Source organism: Streptomyces inhibens (genome assembly GCF_003389455.1).
Taxonomy (GTDB): domain Bacteria; phylum Actinomycetota; class Actinomycetes; order Streptomycetales; family Streptomycetaceae; genus Streptomyces; species Streptomyces inhibens.
Window position 1 is genome coordinate 22930 of the sequence record NZ_QUAC01000484.1, and the last position, 15221, is coordinate 38150.

A 15221-nucleotide genomic window follows, 5' to 3' on the forward strand; every position below is an offset into this window, starting at 1 on the left:
GTCCACATTTCGTCACCTCAGGTCACCCATTTCGTCACTAGCCCATCCGACGCGGCGGATGTCCCACGCGTAGTTCTCCCAGTACCCGGCCAGACTGATGACCTCGACTGATTTGCCGGGTTTTGGTGCGTCGATCATGCGGTTTCCGCCGGCGTAGATCCCTACGTGTCCCCAGCCGTCCTTGTTGAAGACGATGAGGTCGCCCGGCTGCATCTCGTCGCGCGGGACAGAGGCGCCGACGTGGCGCTGCTCCTGTGAGGTGCGCGGCAACTTCACCTTGTGACCGGTGCCTTGATAGACGGCGTACGACGTCAGCCCGGAGCAGTCGAACCCTCCGCCGGACTTCCCGTTGATGGTGCCGCCGCCCCACACATAGGGGACACCGAGCTGGGAGTACGCGGCCTGGACGATCGCGTTGGAGCCAACGTCAGCATTCGAGTCGGGCGCACTGGGCTGCGAGGCCGCGTACGCCTTGGCCTGGGTGAGGACCTTGCGCACGTACCAGTCGGCGTGGTTGTAGGAGTAGATCGCCTTGTACACCCCCTGGCTGGTGCCGGACTTGGCGCCGTTGGCGCACAGCATCCGCGCCGCGGCATACACCGCATCGGTCGCGTCCCAGGGCGTCGGCGGGTTGGCCCCGTCGGGCGGCACCGGGTACGCGTACCCCTTGAACGTGCTCGGAAGGAACTGCATCGGCCCGACCGCGCCCGCGTGCGAACGCATGGTGGGGTGGCGGGCGTGGTCGGTCTCGACCTTGCCGATCGCGGCGAGCACCGACCAGTCCAGCCCGCGGCAGGCGGCCGGCGCCGCCTGCCGGTAGAGGGCCAGCATCTGCGGGGGGATGTCGCCGACCTGGCCGCCCTGCATCGAGATCTGCGATCCGGCTGCGCCCTGCTCCAGCTGGTGGCCGTTGGCGACAGCGGCGATGAACAGCACCAGCACGCCGATCAGTGCGAAGGCTGTTGTGCCGAGGCCGACGCCGGTAGCGATGGCGGGCTTCTTCACGAACGCCTCCGGGGCCGTGTGGGCCGGGGCGGTGGGGGCTGGCGGCGCGGCGGTGCGGGCGGGGTGACGGGCTGATTGGCCGTGGCGGCGCGGGTGCGGATGCGGTGGAGGCGCTGCTGCAGGCTCGCCTGCTGGCTGGACGCCGGCGGGGTCAGTGGCCGCTGCGGCACCATCTGCGGCCGACGGCTGCGCCGCGGCGACGCCGCTGGTGCCGGGTTGGGCGGCCGGCCTGGCGCACGTCGCGCCGCCGGGGAGAGAGGACCGGTGGTTCGGCGGGCCGAGCGGCCCGAGGGGCGGGAGGGCAGCGGCGGCAGGCCACGGCGGGCACGGACGCGGTTGCTGATCCAGCGGCCGCCGATGCCGCGCCAGTACTCGTCGGTGAAGTCCCGCATCTGCGGCTCATACACATTCCGCGCGGCGTCGAGGCGGTCTTTGAGCTGGGCGGCCGCGGTGGTGACCTGGCCCGGCACGGCCTGAACGGCGGCCGCCGTGCGTCGTACGGCGCGCGGTCCGTAAACGGGCAGCCCCACCGTGCCCTTCAGCCCGAAGCGGCCGACCCGCATGCCGCTTCGGGCTCCCGCACGCACCGTCCTTTCGGCGCCACGCGCCAGACTTCCGGCGCCCTTGGCCAGACGCCCGGTGAGCGCGCGAGCACCGCCTGCCCGGCCCAGACCGCCGCCGACCGCCCCGGCGGTGCCGCCGGTAGCCGCCATCAGCCCGAGCATCAGTGCGGCTCCGCCGATCTTGCCCAGGGTGCCGCGCTGGCCACCACCGGAGCCGAGGTCGGACGGGGCGGCTGCGCCACCGAGCTTGGAGGCTCCGACACGGGCTTTGAGCCGGGCGGCCACCTGCTGCGAACGGCGGACCAGGCGCTTGCGGAAAATGATCGCGCCGACACAAAGGATGTCGAGGATGACGAAGCGGACGACGATGCCGCCGGGAATGTCGCGTGGGGCAGCGGAGACCACGGCGGTGACCGCGACGACGAACACCCCGAGACCCACCACGAGGCCGACAAGCAGGGCCAGGCCGCGGGCGATCGCGGCGCCCCGCGACCACAGCCACGCCCGGCCGGGCCCCGGCAGGGTGCCGGCGATCAGCGCGCAGCGCAGCAGCATCGCCTCGGCGGCGAGCCATGCCTGGGCGGCCAGGTAGCCGCCGGCGAGCCCAATGATGAGCACGCAGACCAGCAGCGCTGCCAGGAGCATGAAGAAGGCTCCGGCGAGCTTGTCCACGGAGGCTTTCTTCGCCTCCTTGGCGTTGCCGCTGACGCAGGCCTTCTCGAACTTGGCGTCGGGCTTGGTCCCGAAGGTGTCCACGCCCCACTGCGCTGCCTTGTCCTTGACGACGTCGTCGATCTTGCCGCCGATCCCGGGCAGGAGGATGTCCCCGGCGCCTGGCATGTCCTTGATGGCCTTGGTCTGCTTGGCGACCTGCTGGTTGACGAAGGCCGTCTCGATCCGGGAGGACGTGAACTGCGACGCGCACTTGTCCTTGGTGTCGTCGGTGAACGTCTGGCCGTAGGTGAGCACTTGTGAGGGCTGCACCACGAAGGCGTTGACGATTTCGTCGGTGATCGGTGTGGTGATGCCGGCAACGGTGTCGGTCGCCGAGCGTCCGGTGGGGTCCTGGTCGCCCATGACGATGGCGGCCACGGCGACCCCCAGGTCGCGCGCCTTGCCCACCGCGCCGTCGGGGCGGAGCAGCGTCTGGGGCGGCGAGGCGAGGGTGGTGACCGCGAGCGCGGAGATCAGCAGGGACGCCGTGAGCTCGCCCCAGCCGCGGGAGCGGTCACCGAAGAAGAAGTGCCACGCCGCGACGGTGCCGCTGAAAGCGAGGAACAGGCTGGGCAAGCCCATCTGGAGCAGAACGCTGTTGTAGAGGGAGTCCGACACCGCCAAGGCGGGCTTGAGGAGCAGCGAGGCCAGCTTGAAGCCGAGGGCCCAGGTGAGCAGCCAGCAGGCGAAGGCCACCAGCCACTTGGTGCACATGAACAGCAGGCTGGTCAGCCACTCTTCGACCTTCAGGTCCCAGTCGGACCACTCGCCGCTCTCGGAGTCCACCTTGAACGCGCTGACGGGGATGCCGTGCTCATCGGTGACATGGAAGCTGTCCAGCAGGTCGTCCTTGCCGATGCCCAGCCGGTGCAGCTTCTTGCGCAGGCTCTCCTTCTTCTCCTGCAGTGCCTTCTTCGCGGCCGCCTTGCCCTGCGCGGTGTCCTCGTAGGCCACGCCCGCACGCCCGTCCGGCGCCGGCTTCTGGTCCGGCGATCCGGGCGTCCCGGCGCCGGAGGGGGAAGGCTGCGCGCTGGTCGATGTCGATACGGAGGGCGTGGGCTCGGGGGCCGCGGCCGCGTGCGCGGCCATCGCCGTGGTGAGAACGGCCGCGGCGCACAGCACCAGCACCAGCCGCCAGACTCCCCGCCGCCCTATCCACGCCGTCTGCCCGGCCAGGCGCAGCCACCTCATGCCGCGAGCGCCGGGTCGGAGTGAATGGCGGCAGCCGCCTCGGAGTCGGCCGGGATGACGACCTGCATCCCGCCGATCCGCCCATACAAGTCGCGGTGCAGACACTCACCGGCACGCTGCGCCCGGACCTCGTCGGCCACGTCCATCGGGGACAGTCCGGTGGCGACCAGCTCCACCAGGTCCTCGTCGGCCGGGTCGAGGTCGAGGAACTGCAGCCCGCGTTTGGCGAGGGCGACGTCGGTCTGCCGGAACAGGAACTTTCTGGGAAAGAGCCCGCGGATGACCTGCCCGGTGGCGCTCGCCTCCGGGCCGATGTCCTCGCCGTCGTGCGACCCGACAAGGCAGCCGGCGTTGTGCTTGCGTCCGTCGCGAACGAGCTCCAGGAGCAGGCCCATGCCCTCGGGGGAGGAGGTCAGCCACCAGCACTCGTCCCACACGGCCACGCAGAACTCGCGGGGATTGGCGAAGCAGACTTCGCGGCACAGCGCCGCGATGAGGTACAGCGCCGCCCGGCCGAAGACCTTCTCGAACTCCAACGTCGACAGCCGGTCGGCCGCCAGCTCATGCTCCTTGGGCAGGGCCAAGTTGGCAGTGGCGAAAACGATCGAATCGGCCCGCGTGGTGTCCACCACCGGCAAGGACGGGTCGAAGATGGTGCGGGCCAGGTCCTTGCGGGCCACCGAGGTGAGCTTGCGCGCCACGGCGTTCGAGGTCGCATCGCGCTTGCCGCGCGCCTGCAGTTCGCTGACCAGCGCTGCCATGGACGGCGCCGGCCCGGCCAGCGTTGCCTCGATCGCCTCCGACAACGCGATGCCCTGGTCACTCATGGGGCCGATGCCCAGCAGCAGCGTCAGGAACGACTCCGTACGGCGCTGCGCCTGGCTGGCGTCGCGGATGGTGCGCAGCGGATCGAGGGAAACCTGCGCCTGGTCGTCGATCGTGATGACCTGGGTGGTACCAGGGCACGCCTTGGCGAAGCGGACCCACTCCTGCTGCGGAGTGCGGTCGACGATGACCGCCCGGCCCCGGCTTCCCGGCTGTCCCGTCTTCCGGCCGGCGGCGAGGAGGCCGTAGACGGCGGACTTCATCGCGACGCTCTTGCCACCGCCGAGTTCACCGACGTACGCCGCGGACGCGGATGCCGACTTCTGCGGGCCCAGCGACCAGTCGGTCAACACGGGCCGGGTGCCGCCGCCGGCCAGCTGCAGCCCGTACAGCGGGCCCTTGGCGTCGCCGAGCGTGCTGCCGGCGAACGCGCCGGCCATCGCGAAGTCCCGCGCGAGGAGCACCTGCGCGTAGGAAGCCATGACCTTCGGAGTACGGGCGCCCGGAAGCATCCCGTACCAGAGGTTCTCCTGTTCACCGAGTGGGCGGGTGAAGGTGTAGTCGTTGCCGGCGAAGTGCGTTTGGAGGTCGGCTGCGCGGGCTTCGGCCTCGGCTGGGGTGGCGCCCCAGACGCACAGCGCGCCCATCGCCTGGACCTCGACTTCGGTCTTCGAGCTGGTGATGGCGGTGCGGTATTCGTCCATCCCGTCCGCGGCGTCCAGCACCCTTGAGGGGACACCGGCCGTCTCGCCTTCGTACTCACCGGCCTGGCCCGCCAACTCGCGTGCCTGCCGACGGGCCTTGGCCTCTGCGACATCGCCGGGCGTGACTTTGATTCGCATCGCCCAGTCCACGGGAAAGGCGAACTCGTCCAAGGCGACGAGGTACTCGCTGCCCGGGAAGACGAACCGCTCGGGCATCTCCGACAGGGCCAAGACCGTTTGGTAGGATTCGCCCCACTCGGTGCTCACCTGCAGCCAGCGCCGTCCGAACCGGCCCCGGTGCGCGTCGGCTTCGTCGCTGCTGTCGGCGGCGGGAAGGGCGCCCTCGGCCAGGACCACCTGCCCCAGCGCTGCTGCGCCACGGCCGCGGCCGCGCCCGGCGCTCTGCTCCGGGTCGGGCAGCAGGGGCTCCAGCACTCCGCGCCGGGCGCTGTGCCCGTAGATCCACAGAATCTCGGCCTCGGTCGCGGGCCGCAGCGACACCGTCGAGGGCCAGGTCGCCGCGAGGTCCTGCGCCTGCCGTAGCCGGCGCACTTCCTCACGGGCGCTGACCGGTGCGGGCAGCAGGCCCAGTTGCAGGGCCATCTCCGCGCGGGCCGCATCGATCGCCATGGCTGCTGCCTGCCTCTTGGTGCCGACGGGCAGTGGGACGGCCAGCCAGTCCGCGCGGCTGGTCAGCTCCATGCGGTCCAGCTGGTCCCACACTCGCGTCGCCAGCTGCTCGTAGCGCTCAGAGGCGGCCAGGTCGACACCATCGGTCATCTTGCGGACGACCTCGGCCGGGTCGACCTGCGGACACAAGCTCAGCAGCATCGCCTCGCCGCGCAGCTGCTTGACCAAAGCCTCCAGGGCGCGCAGCCGGCGTTCCTTGACGGTGCGGGAGGACTGCGTGTGACCGCTGCCTTCCACTCGCCACAGCGCCCAGCACGTGCCGTGGCGGGTCCAGATGACGTTTCCGGCGATGTGCCGTACGGGAATGCGCATTACTGCCCCTGCTCGTTCGTGTTCGTGGTCCTCGCGGCCCGTGCCGCGAGCAGCGCGCCGACGCCGGACGCCACCCGCACCACAGGGACTTCGGCCACCGGCCGACCGGCGGCCGGCATGTTCTTTGAGACGGCGGGTGCGGGAGCCGGGCGCACCGGCTTGTCGAGGGAATGGCCAGCCGCCAGTGGTGCGGCTGCGCGGCCGGGTTCGTTCGGCGGCTGCCAGGTGAGAGTGCAGATGCCCACCAACGCGCCACTTCGGCGCTGGCGCACGGGACGGCCGTCCAACCGGCCCGAGCTGCCGCTCGCTGCCAGACCGAGCGCGCTGACGGCAACAGACAGCGGGTTACGCCCATCGACGTGGATCCGCCCCACGGCCAGCGCGAGCGCGTAGGGCACACCGATCAGCGGCAGGACGTCGACCAGGCCGTGGTGCGCCCACAGTCCACGGGTGAGGAAGGCCGCCGCGAAGGCCGCCGCGGCGACGATGATCTGCGGGACCGTGTAGGGGCCGCCCCAGATTCGGCCGCCGCCGGGCCAGTGCCCCACCACCAGGGTGTGCTTGCGCGCCTTGGTGAAGCACCGGCCGATCAGCGGCTCCGGCGAAGCGGCGGTTGTGCTCATCGTCGGCCGCCGTCCAGCGGATCGATGTGGTCGACGACGCGGGCCGCGGCCGGGGCCGCTGTGCCACCGGAGGGGTTCTTGATGTCCTCGCCGATCTTGTCCCGCAGCACGGTCATGTTGACGACGACGGCCAGGACCACCGCACCACCGATGGCAGCGACGCCAGCCTTCAGCACGCTCTTGGTCTGCCCCCACACAAAGGCGATCGAGACGACATACATCAGCCCCAGCACGCCCACGAGAAAGAAGTTCTTGAGCTGGCTGACGAGGCTGTTGGCGTCGGAGATGGCCCCTGCCATCTGCATGAGCTCGTTCATGAGCCGTGCCTTTCCTTAAGAATCTGAAGAGTTGGGGGACGTCGCGAGGGCGGGCGCGGCTTCGAGCGAGGCGACTTCCCATCGGCCGTCGCGGGCGCGCAGTTCGAGCGCGTACGTCATGGGCCGGCTGCTGGTGTGCTTGCCGTCGCCTTCGACGTCGACCAGGAGCCGGCGCTGGACACCGTCGGGCGGGGTCTGGGCTTCGGCGCCTTCGGCCGGGCCTTGGCCGTGGTCGGCGATCTGCGTGACGGTCACCGCCGTGTACGGAGCCGGCCGCACCGCGTGCAGCGCTGTACCAGGGGAGAGGTAGCGGTCCAACTCGCCCCGACCCGTTAGGTACGCCGCCAGGAAGCCGCGAACGGTCTGCACCGCCGGATCGGAATCCAGTGGCACGTGCGCCGATCCGTACGACAGCTCAGGAGCTGCACCCTTGGAGCCGGTCGGGGCCGCGACCTCGGCAGGCAGCGCCGCAGCCGTCCAACCCGAAGCCCCGCGGCCGCCGGTGGCCCTCACCGGCACCTGGAAATACCGGACGCTGTCGGAGTCCTTAGCCGAGCCGGTGATCCGCGCGGCCACCGTCACCGACCAGTAGCCGGCCGAGACCTGCCGCACCTGCACCGCCGACGCCGACTCCGCGCGCTCCTCCCCGCCCTCCGCCGACCACGACATCGAACGCGCCGCCGGATAGAACGCCGCGAGCTCCTCCGCGTCCGCGTCACTGTCGCCGGCCTTCACATAGGCGGCGACGTACACCTCGGCGAAGCCAGCCGGTGCCACCGCATCCGACGACGCCGGCTGCACCCGCGGCGCCTCCGCCCGCGTGGGCACGGCCACCGGCGTCGTAGCCGAGGCCAGAGCCCAGCCGCCCAGCAGCGGACCTGTCAGCAGCAGGCCCCAGGCGCTCCACCGCACCACGGCCGTCCAGTTCGCCATGGCACCCGTCGACATCGACGTGGTGGCCCACCCTGTGTCCGGCGGGGCGGACTCCTCCATTGGTGGGGTCTGCTCTTCCTTGCGGCGCCACTTCATGACCGCGGCCCTTTCCGGAGCAGATGTCCCCAGGTACCCGTCGGGTCCAGAACCCAGATGCGCTGACCGTCGAGGCGAGTGGCCGCCAACTGGTACCTGAGTGCCGCCTTCAGGACCTGGCTCTTGCCGTGGCCCGCAGGGCCGAAGATCGTCTTCACGCCGTCACCTCGCCCTGCACGGTCTTGGACCGGGTCAGCTCGGCGATCCGCTCGCGCAGCCGCGCCGGCGGAAGCGCCAGCACCTCCCGCACGAGCACCTGCGCTTCATCGGCGTCCCGCTCCACGTACGACTGCAACTGCTCGTGGGTGTCGGCCGAGAACGGCTCCGTCACCAAGGCGACCGCCAGCTGCGTCGCCCGTCGGCGAATCGCCACCAGCCGCAACTCCTCTGCCTTCAGCTCCACCGCTTCTCCCTCATGCCCCAGCCCCTCACTCACGTCGGCTCCCTCCGCTGTGTCGGTGCGCGGAATCCCCCCGCACACACAGAGAAGGGAGCGGGATCGGCCCTGATGTGACACAGGGCCCGAAAAACTTCTGACGGCTTCCTCACGCCGCCTCGACCCACTGCGGCGCCGCCTGCCGCAGTCGCGCCACCGCCCGGCTACGCCGACGACGCAGCGCCACCGGGCTCACCCCCCACGCCGACGCCGCCGCGGCATCCTGCGGCGCACCCTCGCGGTAGTGGTCGCAGATCCCGGACGCCGCCTCCGTCGTGAGCACCTCGCACTCCAGCGCCCACACCAGGAGCGCCACCATTTCGCCGCGGGCCCCCTCCAGCTCCTCCACCGCACTCGCTGCTTCCTGAAGCCCGAACTCCTCGGCGGCCCGCGCCAGCAACACCGGCTCGACAGCGTCCTCAGGCTCGACACCACCCGGAAGCGCCGCCGCCCACGTCTCATCCAGATGCTCAGAGGGCGCCAGCTCCCGCTTGAGCTCCCGCGAAACCCGGTGCCACAACTCCAGCCGCAGGCCCGCCGCGACCTTCCGCGGCCGCCGCGCAATCGGGAAGGTGCGCACCGCCTCCCACAGGGAGGCGATCACCACCTGCGCCACGTCCTCGATGTCCTCGCCGCTGCGCACACAGCCGCGCAGCATGCCGCAGGCGTGCGGGAGCATCGCCTGGACCAGCACGCGGGCGGCCAGGTCCGCATCCCGCCCGTCGCCAGCGCTCACCCGGTGCAGCAGGACACCCATCCAGGCGTCGATGAACCCCGGTTCGTCGCGCTTGGCGCCCTTCCGTAGAAGAGTGCACAGCTCACCCAGATCGGCGGGGGCCTGGTGGACGTCCAGCACACCGGCGTCGAGCATCCAAGAACGCACGCGGTCTGCGCTGCCGCGGTTGGCGCACAGCCACTCCCACTCGGTGTTCAGACGTGTGACCAACGTCGGCTGTACGGCATCCACGGCAGGCTCCTTTCGGATCGACTGCCGTGAACTCTGCTGATCGCCCCTTACCAAACTGCTTGCCCCAAAGGAGGAAAAGAGCAGGTCAATTGGGGTATCCAGCGGGGTAACCAGTGGGGTACCCGCACCCCGAGCAGAGGGACCTGCCTGCGTCGGGCTTCCCGGAGGGTGGCTGATGGCTTCTCCAGCTGCCAGTGCGGCCGCCAACGGGGTCGGCCACAACCCGGCCGAGCGACCCTCAGCGGCATCAGGCGCTGGCGCGGCACCACGCCCGTGTCACGTGCGGCCCGGCGCTGGCGCTGCCACTGGCGGTACGGCCCCGCGGAGGCGAACGATCGTCGGGGTCGAGCCCTGACTGCGCAGTGGAGGGGTGGCGGTTTCCGCTGCCCCGTGCGGCTGCTGCTAGCCGGCCTGTCGGAATGGCCGGTGCCGCTCGGAGCGGCCTGGGCCGGTACCACCGTGGGTACCGCCGTGGGTACCACGGTGCGTTCCACCGTAGGTTCCACCCTGCGTACCACCCTGCGTACCAGGCCGTTTTGGAACTCAGGTGCATCTGTGCAGGTCAGGGCATATGGGTATGCGGTTCCCGCTGCTGACACCTCTTCCTCAGCAGGAGGAAGAGGCCCTTTCTCTTCGTTAGGGACCGCGCGGCGCGGTGCGTGATCCAGCGGAACCGCGTCAGCTTCTGGTGCGACACGGCCTGCGAGGCGGCGCGGCATCGAAGCGGGCCCGGAGCGCCTCGAAGGCTCCGGCTGGTGAGGGCGGCCGACTCCGGCATGTGTTCTGTGGGCCGGATCCGCGGATCATCGCGCGGTGGGAGGGGGAACGCGCCGGGGCACGCGACGGGATTCCTGAGTCGACTCGGCGCCCACGATCGGACCGGCACATGAAACAAGGCTGGACGCCGGCAGCCAGTGCCTCGATCGCGTCCCGGCGGGTGCTCTGCCGCTTCCTGGCGCCGCGCACGATGCCCTGGCGGTGGTGCATGGCGACCGGCTGCGGATCCGCGCCGATGCCCCTCTGCAGCGTTCACTCCGGCGGATCGGAAGTAGCGCGAAGCCTCACCCAGGTTGCACGGCTCCCCGCTCGATCGGCCATCCGCGCACCGAGACGTCAGCCACCCGCGCGAGGCTGTCACACGAAGTTGATCGTGGCCGATGGCCGATGAGGAGCGCACGGGCGGTGGCCGAGTGCGTGTCGCATCAGCTCTGGCCGGTCCGCTACATGGCCGATGGCCGATATACCAGCGTCGGCCATACGCCATGGCCGACGGCGGCCGGTCAGCCATGGCGGTGCGGTGTGCAGCGCACGGCAGGGTGACCGATGCGCTGCGGCGCTGTGATGGCCGCGCCCGACGCGCAGGGCATAAACCCTGCTCACCTGCGGGTATCCGGGTTGGGGTAAGCATTCGGGTATCCGCTGTGCGGCGTGGTGCCTGGGGTATCCGGGACACAAGCAAGGCGGGTATCCGCCTTGAGGAGGCAGGTTCGCTGGAGCGACGTGAGCGGTCATCCTGGCCGACGCGTACTTGTCCGACCGATGAATGCTCCCGGCACGGCAGGCGCATCGGCCAGGGCGCGGGGCCGTCGGCCATTGCCGCACCCTGTGGGGCGCGCACCACAGGCAGCGGCGCTCGTTGCACGTGGAAGCCCGCGACGGCGCCCGGGTGCTGCGCGTCGGCCTCGCTCCCCTGCGACCCGAACACGACGAGGCCCGGCCCCAACGGGAGATAGTCCGATGACCCACCACCTGATCAAGCGCCCGGAGCAGCGTTACCAGTGCTCGCGGTGCCGGGCCGCCTTCCTGACCAGGGAGGGCGGCCGGGCCTCCCGGTTCAAGTGCCCCGGCATGCCGCTGGCTCACGGGATCGAAGGGCGGCGCGACCATGCACTCCTGCGACTGCGACGTGTGCGAAGGGCGAGTGTGGGCACTGAGGCTGTTCCGGTTGGTCGACAGCCGGGAAGCGTGAAGTGTGAGCGGTGGCCGGTGTGCCGCACCGGCCACGGCCGCCCTGATGCGCATCCGATGACCGACATACCGGCGTCGGCCATGGCCGATTACCAGTCAGCGTGGCGGTGCCAAGCCCAACGCACCCCGGTGACCGGGCGGGGTGGCCGATCGGCCACCGGCCCGCAGCACGGTGGGGGCAATCGCTTACCCGAACAGGTGTGACCGCTTATCCCACCGGCGGCGAGCGCTTACCTCCGCGCTTACCCCCTCCCTGGCCGGGGCCGGACCGGCCACGCGCCGCACTGCCGCTGCCGGACAACGGCGGCCGATCCGGGTGGCCGACGACATCGCATTCGGCTCACCGGGGGCGTTCGCCGGTCAGCTCTTCCACCACCACCCGCCAGTCCTCGCCTCGGCGGCGCCGGTTCACCGCTTCGATCATCAGCGATGCCGGCAGCGCGGCGAAGAGATCGGCCAGTTCCCGCCCCGTCCCTCCTGCGCGTCCATCCAGAGCTGCTCGGCCACCCGCATATCCCGGTGGATCCAGTTGGGGAGTGCGGCCGATCCGGTCTTCCCTGCCGCCGGCTGACGACGGGGGCCTTCTTCCTGTCCTGCGCGGGTGCGGGGGCTGCCGTCGCGAGTGTCTGCAGAGCCCGGGGGGCATCCCGCGCGGGGGGCAGCGCGGCTTCGGCCGGCGGCTCGAGGTGGCCGAGCGCCCAGACGACCACCTCGATCGTGTCGAGCGCGTCCGCCGCGGCCGACGGCGGCCATCCCGAGACCCGGACGGCTTCCGACACTTCACAGGCGGAATCCCGCAGGGCGCTGACCTGCTCCGCGAGCTCCATACCCCTCCAACGACGACGGCGCCGCCCCGTTCTGCAGCCACCCCTGCTCCAGGCGTTGTTGGTAGTCCGCCCCACCGCGCCGCCCCACACGACCAGGCGAACGGGCGGGGCCAGGCCGACAAACCCGCAGGACATCCGCGTGCCGCGGCGGCATCTCGGAGGTCGGCCCCTACTGGCGAACCGCTCGGAACGCCTTGGAAGGGGTGAGCAGATAGCACTCGAATTGAAGGATTTCGAATGATCGTTGAGGTTTGTCACGAACTGCACCGGTTGGTCGTCGAGATTGGCGGCGTCCCGGGAGTCGAGGACTACATGGTCGGCGCCGCACTCAGCCCCCTCGTCCGCCGGGCGGCGGCTTACGGCCTGGTGCTCCTGTGGCCGGGTACCGGTAAGCACCGCCGGCCCCGCATCCGGCGCCGGCGGTGAGTTGACGTCAGGCCTGCGCCGGCTGCGGCTCCTCCAGGACGTCGGCGACCCGGCGCGCCATGACCGCCATCTGCGGCGGCAGGTAGCTGTCCAGGGAGTCGACGTCGTCGCAGAGCTTGGCGCGCAGCCCGTACAGGCATGCCTCGGTGAACAGTTTCTGCGGGTCGCCCTCGGGAGTCAGTGCGCGTTTGGCGTGCCGCTGGCCCCACGAGAATTGAAGGCTCATCGCCTGGTCATCTTGGTCGGGAACGGGGTCGCTCAGAATGCCCGCGAGCTCTTCCCGGTCCTTGTCCTGTGGGCCGGCCGCGCGGCTGCGCTGCTGCCGGGTCTGCAGGTACGACGCCAGCGTGTCCAAGGCAGTGCCGGTCTTCTGGCAGTACGCGGCGATCAGCATGGAGGCCATGTCCATGGTGTCCGCCGCGTCCGTGGCCCGGATCAGTGTCATCCGCTTCCAGTCGTGTGCCTGGTCGGGCTCGGTGTACCGCAGCACCTCCTGGCAGTTCAGAACCGCCTCGGAGACCAGCTCGTGGACCGCGCGGCGCAGCGGCTCGGGCATCGGTGTGTCATCCATGACCACACGCTAACGGCGCCGCATCCCGGACCGTTGGAGTCGACCACCGCGCCTACCCGGACGGGCTAGTCTCCTTTCGTCCCGTGCCGGAGTGGCGCGCGCGGGCAGGCCCCGGCCCCGTGACGGGACGCATAAGGCCGGGGCCGACCAGTCCGAGCGATCCACAGCCGGTCAGGACGAAGCCGTCTCACGTCCGGTGCACAGAGCGGCGAGCGGGGAGTGTTGCCCCTTGCCCAGGGTGCGCAGTGCGGGCCAGTCGATGTCGGGGTGCTGCTGGGGCAGGTCGTCGATGTGGCCGGTGGAGAACCGGGGCACGTGCGCTGCGCCGGCCTTGGTGGCGCCGAACTGCACCCGGCTGTAGGAGACCGGCTCGATCCAGCCCAGGCGGCGCATCCACTCGAAGTCGACCCTGCGCACGCCGAGCCGGTCGGCGGCCTGCTCCGGCCCGAGCGGCGTCTCACGGGCCAGGATCTCGGGGAGGTCCGCGCGGGTGCTGAGCTCGGCGACCTGGGCGGGGTTGAGCTTCGGGTACTTGTGGTCGCGACTCAGGTCGAGCAGCAGGCCGAGCGCGATGAGCCGCTCCACCGCGTACCCGGACACCGCCGGCACCTGATCCGCCTCGTTCGGCGTGCCCAGGGCCTGCGCGAGCCGGTTGCCCGCCTCCCACGGACTGACCAACTCCCGTGGCTCCGCGGCCCGCACCGCCCCGGCGTCCAGCGCCTCCACCGCCGCCCGCGACCACTGCCAGGCCGATACATCCGGCTCCGGGACCAGCCCGATGCGCCGCGCCCACCGCCAGGTCGTGACCGGCACCTTCAGCCGCCGGGCGGCCTGGACCTCGTCGTACTCGTCTCGTCGTGCCATCGGCTTCCTCCCCACTCGTCGCCCTGAATCGGGCGGACAGAACATGACAGAACATCTCTAAGAGTGTCAACTGTGCCAATAAATGGATGAGTTGGTCTTTTGCGATCAGGGGCGCCCACGTACGCGAAGGAAATCCACCCTCTCGGGTGGCGCTGACTGCCCGGCCGGGCAGTCAGCGGCCGTCTACCTACGTCCACTCGCCGGCACTGCTGGACGCAGCTGATGGATTTTGTTGTTGATGGGGCTGGAGTGCGCTGTGAGCCCGCGGCGCACGGAGCCCGTGGGCCCGGTCCGCCGATTTGAATCTGGCTTCACGCCCGTTCGGTGAATCCGGTAGTGGGCCCGTCGGTGCTGCGGCATCGTCGTCTCGGGGCCCGCTCGGGGCGCCAAGGGTGTGGGCAGAGCGTCTGGAGGGCTGTCATGGGTGAGCGGGAGACGTGGACGACGGAGGAGTTCGGCTCGTCCCACGGGGGTGCGGTCGGCGTGCTCCTGGCCGACGGCACCGTCCCGGCCCCCGTCGTGTTCGGGATGATCTCCGGTACGGGCGGACGGTCGGTCTCGGAGTGGAGCGTCTACGACGGCGGGCTCGCGCACGGGCCGCGGGCGGCTGCACTGCGCGCGGTGTGCTCCTGCGGCTGGAGTGGCCCAGAACACCGCCTGGACTGGGACGTGATCGGCGAGCAGAAGCTGATCGAGGCAGCTCACGGAACGGCGGACACCTGCATGGAGGACTGGGACACGCACACCGCCGAGGTGGACCGGTCGGCCATTCCCCTGCCGGAGACGGTCACTTCCCTGCTGACCCAACTGCACGAGGAGATCGAGAAGCTGGCCAAGATCTCACCGCTGGCGGCTGTCCGGGCAGCCCGCCGGATGGAGGTGACCGCCGCACAAGTCGGGTACTGGCCGGCCCACGATGCCCGACGCGACGCGACAGCCGAACAGGCCGCCGCGGCCCTCGGCCTGAACGAGGACGCTGCCCGCAAGCTGATGGCCCGCTTCGGCGGCTGGAGCCCCTACCGCTGATCACCGACTCGAAAAGAGACCTCATGCCCATCATCGGCCCCGGCTAAGACGACCCCGAGTACGACAACTACGACCCCGCCTGGGCGACCCAGGACACCTTCTTCCGGCGATGGCTGTTCGAGAAACTCACCGCAGCCGGCTTCGAGTACGCCGCCGACGCCGC

The 15221-nt window shown here is 70.7% G+C and carries 14 protein-coding genes; 3 read left to right on the top strand and 11 right to left on the bottom strand.

All coding sequences use genetic code 11. From position 1 onward, the window contains the following. Positions 1-12: 12 nt before the first annotated feature. The 9 genes from DY245_RS45575 to DY245_RS48675 all read right to left on the bottom strand — a co-directional run bounded on the left by DY245_RS45575 (position 13) and on the right by DY245_RS48675 (position 10402). Positions 13-1005, bottom strand: a complete 993-nt coding sequence (locus DY245_RS45575; protein WP_220378009.1) for a C40 family peptidase — start codon at positions 1003-1005, stop codon at positions 13-15. Then, positions 1002-3473 carry a hypothetical protein gene (locus DY245_RS43040; RefSeq protein WP_128512560.1) on the bottom strand — a complete coding sequence of 824 codons (2472 nt, stop codon included), beginning with the start codon at positions 3471-3473 and terminating at the stop codon, positions 1002-1004. The genes DY245_RS45575 and DY245_RS43040 overlap by 4 nt, the downstream gene beginning before the upstream one ends. Further along, a complete protein-coding gene (locus tag DY245_RS43045; protein ID WP_128512561.1) occupies positions 3470-6004 on the bottom strand; it encodes an ATP-binding protein in 2535 nt (844 codons plus the stop codon). Before DY245_RS43045 ends, DY245_RS43040 begins: the two co-directional genes overlap by 4 nt. Further along, entirely contained in the window at positions 6004-6627 is a 624-nt protein-coding gene (locus DY245_RS43050) for a hypothetical protein (RefSeq protein ID WP_128512562.1), read from the bottom strand. Before DY245_RS43050 ends, DY245_RS43045 begins: the two co-directional genes overlap by 1 nt. After that, positions 6624-6944 (bottom strand): hypothetical protein, encoded by a 321-nt coding sequence (locus tag DY245_RS43055; protein WP_128512563.1) that lies wholly within the window; start codon positions 6942-6944, stop codon positions 6624-6626. The genes DY245_RS43050 and DY245_RS43055 overlap by 4 nt, the downstream gene beginning before the upstream one ends. A 15-nt stretch (positions 6945-6959) precedes the next feature. Beyond that, the gene (locus DY245_RS43060) at positions 6960-7973 is read right to left on the bottom strand and encodes a conjugal transfer protein (protein WP_244943629.1); all 1014 of its coding nucleotides are present in this window, start codon (positions 7971-7973) and stop codon (positions 6960-6962) included. A gap of 154 nt (positions 7974-8127) precedes the next feature. Further along, positions 8128-8409: a hypothetical protein gene (locus DY245_RS43065; RefSeq protein WP_128512564.1), complete on the bottom strand. Its 282-nt coding sequence runs from the start codon at positions 8407-8409 to the stop codon at positions 8128-8130. Between the two features lie 109 nt (positions 8410-8518). Then, a complete protein-coding gene (locus tag DY245_RS43070; RefSeq protein WP_128512565.1) occupies positions 8519-9376 on the bottom strand; it encodes an RNA polymerase sigma factor in 858 nt (285 codons plus the stop codon). A 678-nt stretch (positions 9377-10054) separates the two neighbouring features. Next, positions 10055-10402, bottom strand: coding sequence for a hypothetical protein (locus DY245_RS48675; protein ID WP_483409842.1), 348 nt, complete (start codon positions 10400-10402; stop codon positions 10055-10057). Between the two features lie 1258 nt (positions 10403-11660). Between DY245_RS48675 and DY245_RS43075 the strand changes: the two genes are divergently transcribed. Together DY245_RS43075 and DY245_RS43080 are read left to right on the top strand one after the other, a co-directional pair. Beyond that, positions 11661-11915, top strand: a complete 255-nt coding sequence (locus DY245_RS43075) for a hypothetical protein (RefSeq protein WP_128512566.1) — start codon at positions 11661-11663, stop codon at positions 11913-11915. Between the two features lie 493 nt (positions 11916-12408). Beyond that, entirely contained in the window at positions 12409-12597 is a 189-nt protein-coding gene (locus DY245_RS43080; protein ID WP_128512567.1) for a hypothetical protein, read from the top strand. 7 nt (positions 12598-12604) lie between these two features. Here DY245_RS43080 and DY245_RS43085 read toward each other — a convergent pair whose 3' ends face one another. Both DY245_RS43085 and DY245_RS43090 read right to left on the bottom strand, forming a co-directional pair. After that, entirely contained in the window at positions 12605-13168 is a 564-nt protein-coding gene (locus DY245_RS43085) for a hypothetical protein (protein WP_244943630.1), read from the bottom strand. A 171-nt stretch (positions 13169-13339) separates the two neighbouring features. After that, positions 13340-14032, bottom strand: coding sequence for a hypothetical protein (locus tag DY245_RS43090; protein WP_128512568.1), 693 nt, complete (start codon positions 14030-14032; stop codon positions 13340-13342). A 420-nt stretch (positions 14033-14452) separates the two neighbouring features. On the opposite strand from DY245_RS43090, the gene DY245_RS43095 reads away from it, so the two are divergent. After that, on the top strand, positions 14453-15058 hold the full coding sequence (locus DY245_RS43095; protein WP_128512569.1) for a hypothetical protein: 606 nt from the start codon (positions 14453-14455) through the stop codon (positions 15056-15058). The last annotated feature ends 163 nt before the right edge of the window (positions 15059-15221 follow it).